Source organism: Paenibacillus sp. J5C2022, from assembly GCF_025567625.1.
In the GTDB taxonomy this organism is placed as follows: domain Bacteria; phylum Bacillota; class Bacilli; order Paenibacillales; family Paenibacillaceae; genus Pristimantibacillus.
The window spans coordinates 70,820-90,864 of sequence record NZ_JAOQJC010000020.1; the positions used below are offsets into that span (position 1 = coordinate 70,820).

A 20,045-nucleotide genomic window follows, 5' to 3' on the forward strand; every position below is an offset into this window, starting at 1 on the left:
AGCTATGAAAATTCCGTTAATTGACTTGCGCGCGCAGTATATGGAGCTGAGGACGGAGATCGACGAGGCGATCAGCCGTGTGCTCCATAGCGGTGTCTATATAGGCGGGCCTGAGGTCGAAGCATTCGAGCAGGAGATTACGGCAGTGACAGGTGCAAATCACGCCGTATCCGTCGGCAACGGGACGGATGCGCTGCTGCTCGCACTGGAAGCCGCGGGAATCGGAGCCGGCGACGAGGTCGTGACGACGCCGTTCACCTTCTTCGCAACGGCGGAGTCCATCGTAAGGCGGGGAGCAATCCCCGTATTCGCCGACATCGACGAGAGGACGTACAATCTGTCGCCGGAGGCTGCGGCCGCTTGCATTACTCCTAGAACTAAGGCGATCATGCCTGTTCATTTATTCGGCCAGCCCGCAGATATGGACGCATTCCGCGCGCTGGCCGATCGGCACGGGTTGCTGCTGATCGAAGATGCCTGCCAGGCGCTCGGCGCCGCTTACAAGGGACGACCTGTAGGCGGGACGGCGGACATCAGCTGCATCTCTTTCTTCCCGACGAAGAATCTGGGCGGCTATGGTGACGGCGGCATCGTGGTCACAGGCGACGCGAAGCTTGCGGACCGCGTTCATCTGCTGGCTCACCATGGGAGCAGGAAGAAGTACTTTCATGAGACGACGGGCTGCAACAGCAGACTGGACCCGCTGCATGCCGCTGTGCTGCGCGTCAAGCTTGCCAAGCTGCAGGAGTGGAATGAGCGACGAAGAGGAATTGCGGCTTATTATGACAGACATCTTGCAGGGACCGGCATTGTTCCGCCCTATGCTTCACCTGATTCCCGGCATGTGTACCACTTGTATGCGACGCAATGTCCCGACCGTGCCAACGTGGCAGCGGAAATGAGGAAGTTCGGCATTTCGACGGGGCATTACTACCCTTGTCCGCTTCATCTGCAGGAGGCGCTGCGGGGGCTTGGCTATCGCAAAGGCGATTTCCCGGTGACAGAGCGTACTTGCGAGCATTCCTTGTCGCTGCCCATCTCGCCGCAGCTCCCGGAAGAACAGCAGATATATATTATGGATAAGCTGCACGAAGTGACGGGAGGAAGCGTATCTTGACGGGAAGAGGCAAGTATGTCGTCATAGGGGAAGGGGTACGAATCGGGAGCAATGTCGCGATTGGACATCACGTGGTCATTCACGACGGTTCCGTTATCGGGGATCATGTGCGGATTCACGATCACGCCGTGATCGGCAAGCTGCCCATGAAGGCAAAGCGTTCGGCGACGACCGCCATCGATCCGTCGCTGCCGCCGACGATTATTGGAGACGGCTGCACGATCGGAACAGGCTCCATCATCTATCGCGGAGCGGAGCTTGCGCGAGATGTATTCGTAGCCGATCTGGCGACAGTGCGCGAGAAGGTTGCTATCGGCGAAGAGACGATTGTAGGTCGCGGCGTAGCCATTGAGAATGCATGCACGGTAGGCGTCCGCTGCAAGCTGGAGACCGGAAGCTATCTGTGCGCCTATTCCGCTCTAGAGGACGATGTGTTCATCGCACCGTATGTCGTCACGACGAACGATAACGCGATGGCGCGGGGCAAGCACAGATTCCGATCGTTCAAGGGCGTCACGGTGAAGCGGGGCGGCCGGGCGGGAGCGGGAGCCGTCATCCTGCCGGGCGTCGTCATTCATGAGGAAGGAGCGGCGGCGGCCGGCAGCGTAGTTACGCGAGATGTGGAAGCGAAGCGGATCGTAGCGGGCGTACCTGCGCGATACTTGAGAGAGGTGCCGAGGGAGCAATGGCTGGAGGCTCCGAAGCGGGAGGGGGAAGACGCATGAGCCGTCGCTTGAATTTGTTGTTCCTCGTGAAGAAATTTGCCGAGTCGATGCCGAAGCACCAGCATAAATTCGATATGCTGACCGCCATTGAGCAGGAAGCCAACGTGATGTACTGGCATGATAACGGTGACATTCGGGACATATTGACTCATATTCCAGAGCGGCCTGATTTTATTTTTCATTACGACATCGAATGGCATTACGCGTTCGCCCCGGATATAACCGGGCTCTCCGCCGTCAATATACCTACAGGCTGCTACGTGCTGGACATTCACTTCCATCCGCCGCTGAGACACGAGTACTTCGATCGGAAAGGAAAGCCGGACCTGATCTTCTCGGCCAGCAAGCATCCGTTTCTTGACGTTTTCCCGACGTGCAAGAGCCGATTCCGCTGGCTGCCCTTCAGCGTCAATCCCGCCGTCATCCGCGATTACGGATTGGAGAAGGATATTCGCTATTCGCTGGTTGGCATTGTCAATGAGCGTTATCCGTTCCGGGAAGCGGTCATCGAGGAGATGGATGAGGTGGAGGGCTTCCGCCAATTCCAGCATCCCGGCCATACGGTTCGTCTATATCCCGGTATGTTGATCAATGAGAAATATGCGAGCGCACTGAACAGATCGCAGATGTCCTTCACTTGCGGAAGCTTCCGCCAGATTCCGGTCGCCAAGTTTTTCGAACTGCCGGGCTGCCGTACTCTGATGCTGGCGGAGCCTAACGACGATCTGGAGGAGCTGGGCTTCAGAGACGGCTTGCATTACGCCTCCTGCAACCGGAACAATATTCGGGAGAGGGCGCTTCATTACGCGAATAACGTCGAGGAGAGGCAGCGGTTGACCGATGCAGGATATGGGTTCATCCATCAGCATCACAGCAATGCGGTTCGCGCGAAGCAATTCGTGGCGGAGATAGAGTCGTTCCTGCTGGGGAAGAGCTAGGGGGCGGCGCGAGGCCGGCTCAACGCCGTGCCGGCGCGGTAGGAGTGCTGGAAGGAATGGAATGCGGGGGGCGGCAGTCGTGCTGGTAGGAATGGAATGCCGTAGCGGCAGGCGTGCTGGAAGGAATGGAATGCGGTAGCGGCAGGAGTGAAGTGTCGAAGGTGCTGGAAAGTCTGTTTGTTTTGGCTAACTAACTGTATTTCATGACATTGTATCTGCCTTTAACGATGGGTGATGGCATCTAAATGGATTTATTGTCATTGCTATCATTGAAATTATTCAATTGATGCAATTTTTACTGAAATAGCTGCAGGAAATCCATTTAACTGAAGCGTAACGTTCATTTCAACAGGAAATAATGACATAAAATCCATCTGGTTGTGCGGCGTACGAAAAGGCTGGGGCGGTATGGGGAGGCGCTCTGGAAGGAATGCCGGCGCTCCCGCGTTCTGGAGTGGCGGGGAATCGGAGTTCTGGAGTGGCGGAGAATCGAAGCTCTGAAGTTCTGAAGTTCTGAAGCTCTGAAGTTCTGAAGAATCTGGAGAAGAGCAGAGAGTAGAGTGTTGAGAAGGCAGGGGCAGCCCGTCAGTCATTGCAGATGACGAGGGGCTGCCTCTATTGGTGTGAGGAGGCGCCTGCTTGCTGGCCGCGATAGTTAGCGGGAAGCCATATGCGCCAGTCCCCAGAGCAAGTGGGCGGCATGGCGGGGATAGAAGGTGACGCTGCTCTTGTCCGGCAACGTTCTGAGCTGGCCGACAGGACCATACTGCCTCATAGCGGCGGCAAGAAGCTCCGCGGCTTCTGCCCCGGACCCGTTCCTGGCGGCGAATGCGATCGCTGTGCCTGCGCCCCATAGCCGGGCTCCCCTGTCTCGCAGCTTCGGCATGGCTTGACGGACCGAGCGGTCGAACTCATAGAAGCGGCAAGCATCTATATAATTGTCCAGTGAACGGACCGCTTCGCCGGTCGTCCAAGGGATGGCGACGGCTGCGCGATTGGCGCGGTAAGTCTCCAGCCCCCACAGTGTATAGACATGATGGATCAAGTCGTTGGGCTTATTGGCCGAAGGGTGCTGCCGTTGTATCGCATAAGGCCAGCTGATATGCCCGTCGACCCGCTTCATGTGAGCGACGAGCGCTTGCGCTGCCGAGTCGGCACGCTGCACCAGCAACGTGCGTTGATCGGGCTTGAGCCAAGCTTGTTCCATGCTCAGCAGGCGGCTTACGATGCCGAGCATCATGGAGGATACGTTGGGGGTGAAGACAGCGTCTCCCGGGAACGGGCTGTACCAGTAATATCCTCCGTCCGCCCGATCCGTCCACACATCCCGGCACCACCTGCAGCAAGCGTCCACAAGGAGCAGCTGCGCGGCGGAGGCTTGTTCGGCCGTGAGCAGACCGGGCCATGAGAGCGCGTCCAGGAACCCTTCCAGCACGATAGCAGTCGTGATCGTATAGGGGTGATTGGCGGGATTGACGCTTCCGTCGGCGAATGCGTCGAAGGGATGGGGCAAGCCCCAGCCTGCCAGCCCGTCTCCGTCCAGATCGGCATGGCGAATGAGCCAGTCCGCGCATTGGCGGGCGCTCTGCAAGCCTGCGGATGGAGCGGCGCTATCTCCTTGGCCGCTATAGTATACTGCTTCCGAAGAAAGAATGAGTCCGTAAGTCATAGGCTGATGGGAACCGCCTGCGAATATAAGCTCCGCTCCCCAACCCGGCTTATCCGGAGGGAATCGCAAGATGAGCTGATCGTAAAGACTGTCGGCATGGATGGAATTAGTCATGACGGTGTTCCTCCTTCTTGCGAGAATTGTACACCTGCGACGCTTGTACTCCTCAAGCCTCTCGGCAAGTCTGCATCGCCAATTGTTCAGTTCTGTTATAGCTGACTCCATTATCATATTCCGGAAGCAAAGCGATGGAGAGGGCCTGTCATCCAATCAGGCTCTATAATTATGTTGACCGTCATCAGGGCATCCGATAAAGTGGTAGTGTACTGGGAAAATGAAGGAGATTGATCGGACCATGATAAAGAAAGTTATCGGGGTCATACCCGTTCTGCTTATGCTGCTGCTCGTATTGCCGGGAGCGTGGCTGCATGCTTCGGCCAACCTGCTTGTCAACGGCGACTTCGAACAATTGGAAGAGGGTAGTCCCAAGGGGTGGACGACGGATGCCTGGATTAAGGAGGAAGGCGTAACGGCATTCTCCGTGAAGCGGGAAGGCGCGATGTCCGGGGAGGCCTATGTCGAAATTCATAGCAAGGGAGAAAACCATGCCCGCTGGATTCAATCGTTGTCCGTGAAAGAAAGGACGACGTATCGCATCTCCGGCTACATACGAACTGAAGGACTGCCTAACGGCACATACGGAGCACATCTGTACGTGGACGGCTACGCCTTGGCTTATCCGCAAGTGCATGATACCGGCGGACAGTGGGTATATATGGAATATTACGTCAAGACGGGAGCCGGTCTTGAAGAGATGAAGGTCGGCGCAAGTCTGGGCGGCTACAGTCAATTGAACGCAGGCTTGGCGGCGTTCGACGCGCTGAACGTCGAAGAGGTGAAGCGAGTGCCGGAAGGCGCGACGGCATTCAAGCTGCATTCGCTGGACAGCGGCGATAGAGGTGAGCAGAATAACGGCAAGGTGTCGATTCTGTCGGCGATGGTGTACGGTGCGCTGTTCGCCTTGCTGTATGCCGCGTTGCACGGCAAGCTGCTGCGGCAAGAGAACGGGCTTGCGTCCCGTCGCGCCCTTATTCCGATGCTGCTGTACGGAAGCCTCGCGGCTGCGTTCATTATGCGGGTGATTATTGCCGTGCAAGGCGACGGCTATGCCAACGATATGGCGCTGTTCATGTATTGGTCGGATATGGCTGTACAGCACGGGATCTCCGGCTTCTATCATCCCGATATTTTCGTCGATTACCCGCCGGGTTATATTTATGTGCTTTATATGCTCGGCCTTGTGAAAGAGATGTTGGGTCTTGCGGACGGCTCAGCGGCCGTTATTCTGCTGTATAAATTGCCCGCCATCGCGGCAGACCTTGCCGCAGCGCTGCTGCTTTACCGGGCGGCTTGCAGACGGGGAGACGAACGCACGGGGCTGTTCCTGGCCCTCGTCTATTGCTTCAATCCGGCCATTGTACTGGATTCGGCGGCATGGGGACAAGTGGATGCCGTATTCGCTCTGGCTCTTGTGGCGGCATTGTCGGACTTCTCCGAGCAACGCTTCCGCAGCGGTTCGATCTGGTATGCCGTTGCTGCGCTTATCAAGCCGCAGGCGTTCATTTTCATGCCGGTGATCTTATTGGCGCTATGGTTCAACAAGCAGTGGCGGACGGTGCTCATCAGCGCTTACTACGGCTTCGGAACGTTCATTCTGCTGGCGTTGCCCTTCTTCTGGAGCAACGGCGGACTGGCAGGGCTGATCGGTCTGTATAAGGGCACGTTGTCATCGTATCCCTATGCGACTGTCAACGCCTTTAATCTGTATTCGCTGCTTGGCGCCAACTGGACGCCGATCGAGGAGAAGTGGCTGCTGCTGACGTATTCGCAGTGGGGCGCCGTATTTATTGCGGCTGCCGTAGCTCTTGCCGTCTATTACGCCTTCGTCAACCGGCGGAAGCTTGCGGAAGACCGTACCTTCTTCCTGGCGATGGTGCTTATTGCGGTCGTGTTCATTCTGGTGACCAAAATGCATGAACGGTATATGTTCCCGGTCATACTGCTCAGCCTATTCGCATTCCTGCAAGCCCGGGATCGGCGGATGCTGCATCTGTTCTATGGCTTCTCCATGACTAATTTCATCAATATGAGCTATGTGCTTGCCCACAGCTCTTTCACGACGGACGTGTCCGCGGACGGGGTCGTGCTCGTATGCGCGATCGCCAACATCGCTCTCCTCTTATACATGCTCTATGTCGGTTATGATAGATATGGACGTGGGAATACTAGCCGTATAGAGCCAATGACGCCCGCAGTGCGGACGGAAGCAGATAGCGAGCTGCTTGCCGGGTTGACGACCGTGTCAAGAAGCGGAAGGACGACGGGAGCGAAGCTGAACCGAAGCGATTGGATAGGGATGGGAGGCATTACGCTAATCTATCTCATCGTGGCGCTGTACGGTCTTGGCTCTGCGAAAGCTCCTGCGACTGTGTGGCAGCCGGCGCAATCCGGCAGCAGCTTCTACGTGGATCTGGGCGAGCCGAAGCAACTGGAGCGGATCGTCAGCTTCGGGGGAGTGGGCACCGGGAAGTTCCGCTATGAATTCGCGAACACGCCCGGGCAGTGGAGCGATCCCTTGGAAGTGGACAGCACGCACGTCGCCGTGTTCGCCTGGAACAAGCAAGCCGTCGATCTAGAGGCGCGTTTTGTGAGGCTGACCGCGGTAACCTCAGGCTTCTCGATTCATGAGATCGGCATCTATGAGAAAGGCGCTGAACAGCCTCTGTCCATTGCCGGAATCCATAGTGAGGAAGCGGGCTCCGCCAAGCGCGGGTCGGTGGAAGCCCTGTTCGATGAGCAGGAGCTGATGGTTCGTCAGAACTCTTTCAAGTACGGCAGTTATTTCGATGAAATCTACCATGCCCGCACCGCTTATGAGAATCTGGAGGGCATCGTAGCCTACGAAAGCACGCATCCGCCGCTGGGCAAGCTCATCATTGCGCTGGGCATCAAGCTGTTCGGGTTCAGTCCGTTCGGCTGGCGGATAGCCGGCACGTTGATTGGCGTCCTGATGCTTCCCGTCATCTATGTGACGGCGCTGCATCTGTTCCGGAGAACGATATGGGCGGCCACCGCCACGGCGCTGCTTGCGTTCGATTTTATGCATTTCACTCAGACACGAATTGCAACTATAGACGTTTACGGCGTGTTCTTCATTATGCTGATGTTCTATTTCATGAGCAAGTACAAGTCGCTTAACTTCTACCGCGACCGGTTCATTGCAACGCTGCTGCCGCTGGGATTGGCCGGCCTGTTCTTCGGGCTGGGCGTCGCCTCGAAGTGGATCGTGCTCTACGGCGGAGCCGGCTTGGCGGTCATGCTGGCTCTCTCGCTGGCGGACCGGTACAAGGAATATGCCGCGGCGAAGCGGACGCTGAAGCGGCGGGAAGGCGGCGGGGGCGAGTCTGCCGCACTGCAGCGCATCGTGAAGGTGTTCCCGCTGTATACGGCGGTGACGCTTGCGGTATGTCTTGTCTTCTATATCGTTATCCCGCTTGGCATCTACGCCTTGTCCTACATTCCGATTCTGTCGGTGATGAAGGATGGCTATACACTGAAGGCGCTTGTGGATTATCAGGTGAACATGTTCAAGTATCATAGCGGGCTTGTATCTTCCCATCCCTATTCCTCTTATTGGTGGGAGTGGCCGTTCATGAAGCGCCCGGTCTGGTATTATTCCGGTGCGGGACTGGCCGAAGGCATGAAGTCGACGATTGTGGCGATGGGCAACCCGCTCATCTGGTGGACCGGCATTGCGGCTATTCTGGCGACGATTCCGCTTAGTCTGAAGCGCAAGGACAAGGCAATGTATATGGTGTGGATCGCCTTTCTGGCCCAATACGTGCCATGGATGCTCGTGCCGCGAGAGACGTTTCTGTATCATTATTTTGCGATGGTTCCGTTCTTCATCTTGAGCGTGGTCTATATTTTTAAAGTAGCGGAAGAAAAATGGCGGCCGGTCGGTTATGTAAGAGTAGCGTACGTGGTCGCCGCTGCCGTGCTGTTCCTGATGTTCTACCCGGCGTTGTCCGGCATGACGGTTCCGGCATCGTATGTGAACGACGTATTGCGCTGGTTCCCAAGCTGGGTATTCTAATTCTGTAGCAGGCAAGGAGGGATAAGATGAGCTTACCAACGACGACTTATAGTATTATAGTGCCTATGTACAATGAGGAAGCGGTCATCGAGCATACCTACGAGAGGCTGAAGGAAGTGATGGGCCGGACGGGGGAGAGCTACGAGCTGCTCTTCGTGAACGATGGAAGCAAGGATCGGACAGTGGAGCTGGTCAGAATGATATGCGAATTCGATCTGCATGTGCGCCTGATCGATTTCTCCCGCAACTTCGGCCACCAGATTGCCATTACGGCCGGCATGGATCATGCCCAGGGCGAGGCCATCGTCATCATCGATGCGGATCTGCAGGACCCGCCGGAAGTCATCCTGGATATGATCGCCAAGTGGAAGGAAGGTTATGAGGTCGTATATGGACAGCGGTTGAAGCGGAAAGGCGAGACCGTATTCAAGAAGCTGACGGCGATGGCGTTCTACCGGTTGCTCAGGAGTATGACGACGGTGGACATTCCGATCGATACCGGCGACTTCCGGCTGATCGACCGGAAGGTGTGCGATGTGCTGCGCGGTCTGAAGGAGAAGAACCGCTTCGTACGTGGCCTGATCAGCTGGATCGGCTTCCGTCAGACAAGTGTGGAGTATGTGCGGGAAGAACGGTTCGCGGGCGAGACGAAATATCCGCTGCGCAAAATGCTGCGCTTCGCCATGGACGGCATTACGTCATTTTCGTACAAACCGCTGCGAATCGCAGCGTACCTTGGATTCATGCTGTCGCTTGGCAGCTTCATCTATCTGCTGATCGTCGTCTTCCAGCGTTTGTTCACCGAGACGACGGAGGCGGGGTGGGCTTCGCTCATGGCGCTCAGCCTGTTGTTCAACGGGATTATCCTGATCTTGCTCGGCGTGATGGGGGAGTACATAGGCCGTATTTATGACGAGTCGAAAGGCAGACCGCTTTATATCGTCCGCGATCGCCACGGATATTCTGCGAATGCTTCGGAAGCCGAGGAGTCATCGCCGATTGAAGCGGAGCGGCTGAAGCATCATGCCCCGTAGCGGGGGGATCAAGCAGTTCATTTCGTTTTGTGCGATAGGGCTGCTGAATACAGCTGTCGATTTTGTCGTATTTGTCATTCTGGTGTGGTTGTCCGTCCATTATGCGGCTGCTCAGGCCATTGCATACCTGGCGGGAATGGTGTGCAGTTATGTGATGAACAGTGCGTTCACATTCCGTTCGGAAACAGACGTTCCTCGAAGAGAGAGTCTGTTCAGGAAGCTAAGATTCGTCGTATGGAATGTACTGATGCTGGGTGCGTCGGTAGGTTTGATCGCCATCGCGACGGACGTCGCCGGGTGGCCTCAGCTGTGGAGCAAAGCAGGCGTAACAGGCATAATCGTGGCGATAAATTTCTATGGCAGCAAGCGTTGGGTTTTTCGGAGTGAAAAAGAAGCCGTGAAAGCGGCATAAAGGGGTGAAGCCGATGCGAAAGTTCGCGGCTTATCTATTCATTGCAGCGGGTGTACTTATTATCCTCTATCCGAAGGCAAGCCAGTGGTATTATGACCGGCAAGGCGATCAATTGATGGCCGAATGGGAGGAGGAGTTGGAAGCGGGCGGCACCGCGCAATCGCAATACGACGGCTTGACGGATTTGTTCGCGGATATGGGAAATGGCGAGGATGTGTTTGATGGAGACGCGATTGATGAATCGGAGGCTTCAGCGTCCTTGGAGCCGGAAGCTTCCGCTGTGGAATCGATCGAGCCGACAGCCACTTCGGGAGATGCTCAGAGCAATGCGCCGTCCCCTACGACAACTGCCAATACGAGCAAGAAAAGCCAGCAGAACGTCATTGCCCGAATAAAAATTCCAAGCATTAAGCTGAATTTGCCCGTGCTGGAGGGGGCGACGGAGAAAAATCTGAGAGCCGCCGCGGCGCACTTGAAGGAAACGGCCGGCTTCGGAGAGGTGGGCAACGCAGCCGTTGCCGCGCACCGCATGCGGGCCAAGGGCAAGCTGTTCAACCGGTTGAACGAGGTGAAGAAGGGGGACAAAGTGACGATCGAGACAAAGCAGGGTACGTACACGTACACCGTTACGGGTACATCAATAGTGGAACCGTCCGATGTATCGGTGTTGAATTACAACAATCGGGACAAGAAGCTGACGCTGATTACTTGCGACCCCGTCGTTGACCCGACACATCGCCTCATCGTTCACGCGGAAATGAGCGGCTAGAAGGGCGAGGCTGAAGTGGCGAGCAGGCTAGATGGCGCGGCCTAAAGTAGTGAGGCTAGATGGCGTGACTAGAGCGAGTGGCTAGATTAGCGAGGCTAGATGTCGTCGCTAAATGGTCGACGATCCCTGTAAGTTAGTTGTCATGCAGGAGCGGCTGCGGTGCAATGCGGCTTGGTGGGCAAGTGGGACAATATAACAGAAGTAGTCACTCTAACGGTCGCCTTGGACGCTATTTCCCCTTGTTTTCGCACATCTGCTACTTTAACGGATGCCATGGAGCTTATTTCGAGGGAATCGGCATGTTTTGCGCTCATTTCTTTGAAATAAGCTCATTGGCGTCCGTAAGAAATCAAACGCTGCCCCAATTCGCGAAATAGCGGCCACTGCGTTCGTTAGCCACTCGTCGCGACTTACTGTCGCTTTGCCGTCTAATACATGGGAGATATTGTGATTAGACTATATGCGGAGTGCCCATTTTCTCGTGCGACAGCACCATCCGCGCATCCCCTTCATATGATAATTTGACTGTATCCCTTAACCTTGTTAAACCATAAAAACCCGGGCAAGGAGGGGTGACAAACTTTGAAGGGTAGCGACCACAAGAGCAAGTTTATACTGACGCATCGTGAACGAGAGGTATTCGAGCTGCTGGTACAAGACAAAACTACAAGGGATATTGCACAACAGCTGTTCATCAGCGAGAAAACCGTTCGCAACCATATTTCGAATGTCATGCAAAAGCTGAACGTTAAAGGTCGTTCGCAAGCGGTTGTCGAGCTGATTAAGCTTGGGGAGTTGCAAATTTAGTAAGTTGGGTCTCTCCATTCTCGTTTGTCAGGGCATTAGCCCTTTCTACATGCTAATATATGATTCATTTGGGAGGCGGCATAGCGATATGCTGTCTTTTTCTTGTGATGCGACACCATTATTGGAGCGGCATGTCATCATATGGTACAATTCGTCACATAACCTGGCTCTGATCGGAGGGACGCGTATGCCTGCTCCTTTAACTGAAAGAGAAGTTGACCAGTTATTCCAATTATTGAATGCCGAGCAAGGAAGCTACTTGCAAGGCTACTTGAAGCAAAGCAAAAAAAGCAAATGGCTGGAGAAGCTGGCATGGAAAAAAGGGATCGTGCTGGATGCCCATACATCAATCGATGAAATATGGGAACAGTTGAACGACTGGGAACTGAAAGAAATATTGGATGGCGGCTACGGCAATCGCCCTTACAAGTGCGAGTGCGGGATGCCGCTCCGATTCTGTTATATCGTACATCACCGTAAGGAGAAAAAAACGTATCGTCTTGGCGAGACATGCTTGGGAAATTACACGCTGATGTCGCCGGAGCTCATTAAGGATATTACGAACGGCTTTCATAAAATAGATCTTGAACGTGACGATATACTCCTAAAGCATCAGCAAGGCTGGGAGCTGCCGTCAGAATATCTTGGCTTGCTTCTGCCTGGGGATATCCAAACCCAGTTGGATCTCGGCCTTCCTCTTTCATCCTCGCAAATGAATAAAATCGAAAAAACGCATCAGCAGGAATTGTTGCAAAATAGATTGAAGAAACAATTGGACAAAGTAGCTCAACAGAGGAAGAGTCGATCGACATCCTCAGACGAATTCATCACGCTGGAAGAAGTATTATCCAGGCATTTGCCGATGCTGAAACAGATACTAGAACATGAAGATAGAATGACAAGTGCAGAAATGCTTGCGAAGTGGAGCAACGTGAAGCAAATGATAAAGGATTTAAAACGGGGAAAGCCATTCGACTATTCCAAATTCCTGCTTCAAATGTTTGAGTTGTTGTATGAGATGAAGTTGTATTGAGAGTCAACAGCAATGCGAGTAATCCAGCCCTTGCAAAATACTAATAGGTGTATTCTCCAGAGGCGGCATAGCGATATGCTGTCTTTTTCTTGTGAAATCGTGATTTAGTATCATTTCCCGTTGCAACAACATGCATATGTGTAAAAAAACGATTCGCTATTATATCGTTTGGCATGGCTGCAAGCACTACAATGAAGACAAATGAGACAACGGGAGGATGAGTATGCAGCAAGCGAATATTGATCAGTCTTACCAGCCGCTGCTGAAGAAACGGAAAGAGAACGCATTCAAACGGTTTATCAAGCAATGGGACGTGCAGTTGATGGTATTTCCCGGCATTATTCTCGTTTTTATTTTCTCTTATATTCCGATGTACGGCGTTATTACCGCTTTCATGGATTACGATCTATTCACCGGAGCGCGGATTTTCGAGAACGATTGGGTAGGGTTCAAGCATTTTGAGCGTTTCTTTAACGCCCCGGAGTTCGAACGGCTCATTCGGAATACGATCATCATCAGTTTGCTGAAATTTATTGTGGGATTTCCGGCGCCGATTATTCTGGCCTTGCTGTTGAATGAAATACGACATCTGATCTTCAAGCGCGTCGTACAGACGATCACTTATCTGCCTTACTTCCTGTCCTGGGCGATTGTCGGCGGGATGGTAATGGCGATGCTGTCTACGGAGAACGGCAGTGTCAATATGCTGCTGCAAGGACTAGGGTTTATCGACGAACCGATCAATTATCTGGGCGAGCAGAAATACTTCTGGTCCATTCTGGTCACGACGAATGTATGGAAGGACATCGGCTTCAACTCAATCGTCTTCCTGGCGGCAATTGCGGGGGTTGACCAGCATCTGTATGAAGCGGCCGACATCGACGGGGCGAGCAAGTTCAAGCAGATCTACCTGATTACTTTGCCGTCAATTATGCCGGTAGTCATTATTTTCATGATTCTGGCGATTGGAAACCTTCTCAATGCAGGCTTTGAAGATATTCTGATTCTGGCGACGAATCCGGGACTCAGACCGGTATCGGATGTCATCGATGTGTATGTGTATCGGGTCGGACTTGGCTCCCACCGCTATTCGTATGGTGTTGCTATCGGCTTGTTCAGGGCGGTTGTCGGCATTATCCTGCTGACGATAGCGAATTACTTGGCGCGAAGATCGGGGAACAGCTTGTGGTAGTACGTACAGGAATTGAGGAGGCGGTATCGGTTGAAACGAATTGGCTTCAGTGACCGGGTCATGATCAGCATTATCTATATTGCATTAATCTTGCTTTCATTCAGCGCATTATATCCGTTTTGGAACTCGCTAGTCGTCTCATTAAATGTCGGGATCGATACTTCGAAAGGCGGAATCGTGTTCTGGCCAAGGGAATTTACGCTGGAAAACTATAAAATCATTCTGGGCGATGACAAATTGCTCAACGGGTTTGCCGTCTCGATTGCGCGTACAGTCGTTGGCACCATTTCCGCCATTATTATGACTTCCATGCTCGCCTACGGGATGTCGAAAAGCCATTTGATGGGTCGAAAGTTTTATATGATTTTCTTCGTATTCACGATGTATTTCGGAGGCGGATTGATTCCGACCTTCCTGCTTATACGCTCACTCGGCATGATGAATACGTTCGCCGTATTCATTATCCCTGCCTTGATCAGCGTGTGGAATATGATCATCTTCCGGACGTTCTTCAAGAGCCTCCCTGTCGGACTGGAGGAATCCGCTCAGATTGACGGCTGCAGCATATGGGGGATATATATTCGCATTATCTTGCCCTTATCCGGCCCGGTCATTGCAACGTTGTCCTTGTTCACAGCGGTGGCGCATTGGAATGACTGGTTCCTTCCAAGCATCTACATTACGGATCGGGAGCTGATTCCGATACAGACCATTCTGCGGGAAACGCTGAACGCCAACATTGTGACGGATATGGTCGGCGTAATGGATACGGCTTCGGTGACCAATATGCAGCGGAGCCAGCAGTTTACTTCCAAATCGCTGACGATGGCGATGATGATGGTCGTGACGCTGCCGATCATTGCGGTATATCCGTTCCTGCAGAAGTACTTCGTCAAGGGCGTCATGATCGGATCGTTGAAGGAATAGGAGCAGGCGTTGCTCATTTAACATCGGTTTCAGGCGTTTTATCGCGCTGAACATATATTAATACTTTGTGGAGAGGGGATTAAGCCAGTATGAAGAAATTGAAGAAGCCGTTCATGCTCGCCGTCGCAGTGGTATTGATGATGGCAACCGTACTTGTCGGCTGCAGCGGCAATAACGGCAATGAATCAGAGCCGACACCGACGAAGGAGCCGCAGGAGAATAAGACGTCAGGCAATGGCGACAAGAAAGAAGATCCTGCAAGCGACAAGTGGGTGCTTGGCGAGAAGCCGTTCAAATTTTCCGCTTATGCTCATTATCCGAACGACTTTCCCGATTGGGAGACGACACCCTTCGGCAAATGGCTGAAGGAAGAAAAGCAAGTGGAGGTAGACGTCGTGAAAGCAGGCGGACAGCATGTGGCGAAGCTTGCGACGATGATGTCAACGGGCGAGCTGCCGGATCTGATCTGGACCGACCGCTTCCATCCTGAGATGGATCGCTTGAGAGAAGCGGGCAAGCTGGTTGCATTCGACGAGTATTTGGACAAGTATCCCAATCTGAAGGAATGGATGGGCGATGATCTGAACATGCTTCGCCATGAAGACGGCAAGTTGTATCAGTTCCCGAATTGGTACACGTCTCAGCCTAACGGCAGCGCAGGTTATGTGGTCAACAAGAAAATTTATGAAGAGCTCGGCAAGCCGCCATTGAATACAACAGACGATCTGTATGCGTATTTGCAGGCTGTGAAGGAAAAGTACGGTGACAGCATTGTTCCGTTCGAGCCGGACCGCGCTCAAGACGCGAATGGACTAGGCGTACTGTATACGGCATTCGGAGAAGACAAGGAAGCCTTGTATTCATACTTGAACCGGAGCATATTGTCCGTGCCGAAAGGCGATAAGCTGACCAATCTGCTGGATGATCCCATATTCCGTGAAGCGCAGAAGTATATTGCCAAGCTGTACCGCGAGAAGCTGATCTCGCAGGAAGCATTCAACCAGACGCGGGATCAGGTGGAAGAGAAGATTATGTCTGGACGCGTCGCGGTATATGCTGCCGCCAATCCGGCGCAATTCACTTCAACAGCTCACTACGAGATGATCAAGAACGATCCGGATAGCGGATACTTCATGATCAAGCCCATTCATAAGCCGGGTCTTGATCAAGACAAGATTAAAGCAGGCACATACACTTCCTTTGGCTGGAACGCAGCATACATTACGACGGCAGCGGAAGATCCGGAAGCGCTCTTTGCTTTCCTTGATTTCATGACAAGTCCTGAAGGGATGAACGTACAGTTCTTCGGACCGGAAGGTTTGTATTGGGATGGCTTCGACGAGGACGGACTGCCGAACTTCACGGAAAATTACGACCAAGAGAAAGTTTCAAAGTTTGATCCCGACAACTCTCAAATTATGCTGGTCGGCAATACGGCGTACATTAATCCTGCCAAATACAAGTACATGAAGACTTTGCCATTCGAAGAGCAGGATTGGACAACGAAGTATATGCAAACCATAACTTTGCCTTCGCAAGCGAATGTAACGGAATTCGTCGGGCTTGACCCGGCGCCGGACTCCGATGAAGGCATTATTAAAACGTCGGTCGATGAAATATTTCTGGAGTATTACACCAACTCCGCTACTGCAAGCAGCGATGAGGAAGTAGATAAAATATTGGATAAGGGAAGCCAGGCGCTGAAAGATGCCGGATATGACAAGCTTCTGGAATGGCGCTCAGCGAAGTGGCAGGAGAACCTGAAAACATTGAGCGGAAACGAATAGAAAGAGAATAAGAACATTAGTTCTATCCCAAGGAGTGCGACTCCTTGGGATACCTCCATGTTTTCACAAAATAGGTAGTGATTAGAGAGAGCATATTCGATATGATAGAGTTGTATTGCCTAAAAGTGCGTGATCAAAAGTGGGCTTTTTGAACAACCTCTAGAAGATGGAAGCGGCATGGAGGGGATTCTGTGCGAAGAAGAAGGATGAATAAGATCGGCATGATTATGCTTATAGCCATTATGCTGGCAGCCTGCAGCGAAACGGGAAAAGTAGAGTATCCCGAGGTGACGTCCGTCACGACGAATACGGAGGTGCCACGGGACAGCAACGGGTTGTATTTGCTCGGCAAGGAGCCGCTGCATCTGACCTTCTACGGGCATTACAGCTATTATGAAATGCCGAAGTGGGGGGCCGATCCGTCCTCCAGATGGATTCGGGACCAGTTGAACATTCATATTACGCAGATCGGCCATGAAGGCAATGCCGATCACAAGCTGCAGCAGATGATTGCAAGCGGTGATTTGCCGGACCTCATCTGGGGTGAGCGGGACTCCGATCTGGAGCGCATGCGCGAGGCCGGTATGCTTGTGCCGCTTAATACGTATATCGAGAAGTATCCCAACCTGAAGCAGTGGGCAAGTCCCAAAGTGCTGAAGATGCTGCAGGCCGAGGACGGCAACATTTATTATTTCCCCAATTACTATACGGATAAGCCGTATGGGAACGCCGGTTATGTCGTGAACAGGGAAATTTACAGCAAGCTTGGCTCACCCAAGCTGGAGACGACGGACGATCTGTACAGCTATCTGAAGGAAGTGAAGCGGCGTTACCCCGATGTCATTCCGTTCGAGACGGGCATCGCCAGCGAAGGCCACGGCATCGATCAGCTGTTCTCCGCCTTCAAGGAGAATAACTTCAGCTTTACCCGCTATTACGCTGTCGTGAACGGAGACAAGATGACTTCCATTTACAAGGATGAAGGATTCCGGGAATCGGCGCTATATGTCGCCAAGCTGATGCGAGAAGGGCTCATGACGACCAATGCCATGCTTCAGACGGAGGATCAGGTGCTGGAGAAGCTGAGGAACGGCGAAGTGGCTGTGCATGCGAGCGCCGATCCGCTCCGCTTGGCGAGCATAGCGAACGCAGAGTTGTCTAGGAACAATCCCGATGCCGGCTATATCTGCATACCTCCCATCTACAAGGACGGATTGGACCCGGAGAAGATCTACCCTGGCACTTACAACGTGCTGGGCTGGAATGTAACGGCTATCACGACGGCTGCAGAAAATCCCGAAGCTCTGTTCGCAATGCTGGACTGGATGACCGGTCCGTTCGGCTCCGCTGTACAGTTCTGGGGACCGCCGGGGCCGACTGGCTTCTGGGATGGCTTCCAGGAGGACGGGTTCACTCCGAACTTCACCAGCCGGTACGGCAACGATACCGAGGAGCTGACGCGCATCCAGTCGTTATCGGGGAAGATGATCTGGGTCGGCAATACGAAGTTCCTTGATGAGACCAAACTGGCTTACGAGGAGACGTTGCCTCCTAACCAGCGCAACTGGACGACCTATTGGCAGAAGGAAGTGACTTGGCAATCGCAAGGCGATGCTACGCCGTTCATTAATCTGTTCCCGATGCCCAATTCGACGGAAGGCGTCATTCTGGAGAGGGTGAAGGACATCTGGCTGGATGCGCGTGCGTATGCCCTGTACGCGCAATCGGACGAAGAGGTGCTGGCGATACTGGATGATGCGCATGAATCGTCGATGGATATCGGCTTTCAGCTGTATCTGGATTACATTACGGAGAAGTGGCATTCCAATCTGGAAGCGTTGGAGACGGTGGAGCCGCAAGGTGCAAGGTGACACAGAGATAGTTGGAGGGGATCGTATGTACAATGTGTTGCTGGTTGACGATGAAGAGCTCGATCTGGAAGGCATGCGGCAGTTCATTCCTTGGTCCCAGCTCGGCATGGAGGTAAGGGGCTGCGTCAACAACGCGCTGTCCGCATGCGAGGTGCTGAACGACTCGCCCATCGACATACTGGTTAGCGACGTCAATATGCCTTATATGTCAGGACTGGAACTGGCCAAGGTCGCTATGGAGCGCAAGCCGGCGATACGCATCATATTCGTCAGCGGCTATCAGGAATTCAGTTATGTACAGCAGGCATTGTCCTTGAAAGCTTATAATTATGTTCTGAAGCCGATGGACGACAGCGAGCTGATCGCGACGTTGTTGAAGGTGAAGAAGGATCTGGATGAGGAACGGAAGCAGCAGCAAGTCGAAGAGGCGTATCAGCAGCTCATTCCGCTCGTGCAGAACGATTATATGATCCGCTTGCTGGAGGGAGATGGCGAAGCGGACGAGAAGACGCTGGCAGACCTGCCTACGTCCTGCCGGCTGGATGCGATGGAATGGCCTATGCGGGTCGCGGTCGCCGAGCTTGACGGGATGCCGTGGCGACAGGAGAAGGAAGGAACGCCGAAACAGCCGATAACGCCCCAATTCCTGAAGTGCATGCATGATGCGCTTCAGCAGGCAGGCCGGGTACCGTCTTGCCGATTATCTGCACAGCGCATGGCATTCCTGCTGCCATCGGCACATGCCATGACCAAGGTTGAACGGATCTACAGTGCCTGTATCGAGCAACTGCCCGTTACGGTGACAATCGGGCTGGGCGAACCGGTTAGGCATGCCAATCAGTTGTCGCGGTCTTATTATCAGGCGGTGGAAGCGGTGCAAGGGAAGATGTTCCTTGGCAAGGGGACGATCATCCAGTATGAGAACGTACGGGCGGAGCCGGAGATGCTTGACTTCCGTACGCTGGATATTCGCATGAATGCGCTGTTGAATGCGGTTACAACCTATGACCTGGTCGGTATCTACGACGAGATCGACAATGTGCTGGGCTCCATGAAGAGCTTGTGGTCCAAATATACGGTACATAATGTGTCCAGTTATATGATCTGGAAGCTGGAGCAGCACTTGAGCAAGATGGATGAGGATCTGTTCAAGCTGCTCGACATCGGGATGGGCGATCTGGACATTCTGATGACGTTCGAGACGGTGGACGATATTCGAGGCTGGCTGATCTATCATCTGTTCCAGCTGTCGGAGCGGCTGCATCTGAAGCGCAACGGCAAGGAAGGCAAGTTCGTGCGAAGCATTGCCAAGTGGATGGAGGAGCGGCTAAGCGAGAACATTACACTGAAGGACGTCGCTCAGCACTTCTCCTTCTCGCCCAGCTATCTTGGATTTCTGATCAAGGAGAAGTCCGGTCAGACGTTCAGCGAGATGCTGGTGCAGCTTCGTATGGAGCGGGCTTGTGAGCTGCTGCGCCAGCCGGGGAAGAAAATATACGAGGTGGCCGATGAAGTAGGGTACCGTTATCTGCCTTACTTCAGCAGACAGTTCAAGGAGAAATTCGGCATAACGCCGCTTGAGTACCGCAAGAGGGAAATGCAATAAGG

Annotated in this window: 15 protein-coding genes; 14 read left to right on the forward strand and 1 reads right to left on the reverse strand. The window is 53.4% G+C overall.

Translation table 11 applies throughout. From position 1 onward, the window contains the following. Window positions 1–4: 4 nt before the first annotated feature. Genes M6D81_RS17085 through M6D81_RS17095 form a run of 3 tightly spaced genes read left to right on the forward strand, consistent with a single transcriptional unit; the run spans window position 5 to window position 2,780 of the window. Window positions 5–1,117 (forward strand): DegT/DnrJ/EryC1/StrS family aminotransferase, encoded by a 1,113-nt coding sequence (locus M6D81_RS17085; protein ID WP_262678125.1) that lies wholly within the window; start codon window positions 5–7, stop codon window positions 1,115–1,117. Next, window positions 1,114–1,842, forward strand: a complete 729-nt coding sequence (locus tag M6D81_RS17090; RefSeq protein ID WP_317259140.1) for an N-acetyltransferase — start codon at window positions 1,114–1,116, stop codon at window positions 1,840–1,842. Before M6D81_RS17085 ends, M6D81_RS17090 begins: the two co-directional genes overlap by 4 nt. Then, window positions 1,839–2,780, forward strand: a complete 942-nt coding sequence (locus tag M6D81_RS17095; RefSeq protein WP_262678126.1) for a glycosyltransferase family protein — start codon at window positions 1,839–1,841, stop codon at window positions 2,778–2,780. Before M6D81_RS17090 ends, M6D81_RS17095 begins: the two co-directional genes overlap by 4 nt. Window positions 2,781–3,435: 655 nt before the next feature. On the opposite strand, the gene M6D81_RS17100 is transcribed toward M6D81_RS17095, so the two are convergent. Next, the gene (locus M6D81_RS17100; RefSeq protein WP_262678127.1) at window positions 3,436–4,563 is read right to left on the reverse strand and encodes a hypothetical protein; all 1,128 of its coding nucleotides are present in this window, start codon (window positions 4,561–4,563) and stop codon (window positions 3,436–3,438) included. A gap of 241 nt (window positions 4,564–4,804) precedes the next feature. Between M6D81_RS17100 and M6D81_RS17105 the strand changes: the two genes are divergently transcribed. The 11 genes from M6D81_RS17105 to M6D81_RS17155 all read left to right on the forward strand — a co-directional run bounded on the left by M6D81_RS17105 (window position 4,805) and on the right by M6D81_RS17155 (window position 20,043). After that, the gene (locus M6D81_RS17105; protein ID WP_262678128.1) at window positions 4,805–8,605 is read left to right on the forward strand and encodes a phospholipid carrier-dependent glycosyltransferase; all 3,801 of its coding nucleotides are present in this window, start codon (window positions 4,805–4,807) and stop codon (window positions 8,603–8,605) included. A gap of 26 nt (window positions 8,606–8,631) precedes the next feature. Further along, on the forward strand, window positions 8,632–9,639 hold the full coding sequence (locus tag M6D81_RS17110) for a glycosyltransferase family 2 protein (RefSeq protein WP_262678129.1): 1,008 nt from the start codon (window positions 8,632–8,634) through the stop codon (window positions 9,637–9,639). Next, window positions 9,629–10,051 carry a GtrA family protein gene (locus M6D81_RS17115; RefSeq protein ID WP_262678130.1) on the forward strand — a complete coding sequence of 141 codons (423 nt, stop codon included), beginning with the start codon at window positions 9,629–9,631 and terminating at the stop codon, window positions 10,049–10,051. The genes M6D81_RS17110 and M6D81_RS17115 overlap by 11 nt, the downstream gene beginning before the upstream one ends. A gap of 13 nt (window positions 10,052–10,064) precedes the next feature. After that, a complete protein-coding gene (locus M6D81_RS17120; RefSeq protein ID WP_262678131.1) occupies window positions 10,065–10,820 on the forward strand; it encodes a class D sortase in 756 nt (251 codons plus the stop codon). Window positions 10,821–11,402: 582 nt separating this feature from the next. Beyond that, entirely contained in the window at window positions 11,403–11,627 is a 225-nt protein-coding gene (locus M6D81_RS17125) for a helix-turn-helix domain-containing protein (RefSeq protein ID WP_262678132.1), read from the forward strand. A gap of 88 nt (window positions 11,628–11,715) precedes the next feature. Further along, window positions 11,716–12,660 carry a hypothetical protein gene (locus M6D81_RS17130; protein WP_262678133.1) on the forward strand — a complete coding sequence of 315 codons (945 nt, stop codon included), beginning with the start codon at window positions 11,716–11,718 and terminating at the stop codon, window positions 12,658–12,660. Window positions 12,661–12,883: 223 nt separating this feature from the next. Beyond that, window positions 12,884–13,852 (forward strand): ABC transporter permease, encoded by a 969-nt coding sequence (locus M6D81_RS17135; protein ID WP_262678134.1) that lies wholly within the window; start codon window positions 12,884–12,886, stop codon window positions 13,850–13,852. A gap of 30 nt (window positions 13,853–13,882) precedes the next feature. Further along, window positions 13,883–14,779, forward strand: a complete 897-nt coding sequence (locus M6D81_RS17140) for a carbohydrate ABC transporter permease (protein WP_262678135.1) — start codon at window positions 13,883–13,885, stop codon at window positions 14,777–14,779. Between the two features lie 89 nt (window positions 14,780–14,868). Then, entirely contained in the window at window positions 14,869–16,566 is a 1,698-nt protein-coding gene (locus M6D81_RS17145) for a type 2 periplasmic-binding domain-containing protein (RefSeq protein ID WP_262678136.1), read from the forward strand. A 191-nt stretch (window positions 16,567–16,757) separates the two neighbouring features. Continuing rightward, on the forward strand, window positions 16,758–18,437 hold the full coding sequence (locus M6D81_RS17150) for an extracellular solute-binding protein (protein WP_262678137.1): 1,680 nt from the start codon (window positions 16,758–16,760) through the stop codon (window positions 18,435–18,437). 25 nt (window positions 18,438–18,462) lie between these two features. Next, a complete protein-coding gene (locus M6D81_RS17155; protein ID WP_262678138.1) occupies window positions 18,463–20,043 on the forward strand; it encodes a response regulator in 1,581 nt (526 codons plus the stop codon). Window positions 20,044–20,045: the final 2 nt, after the last annotated feature.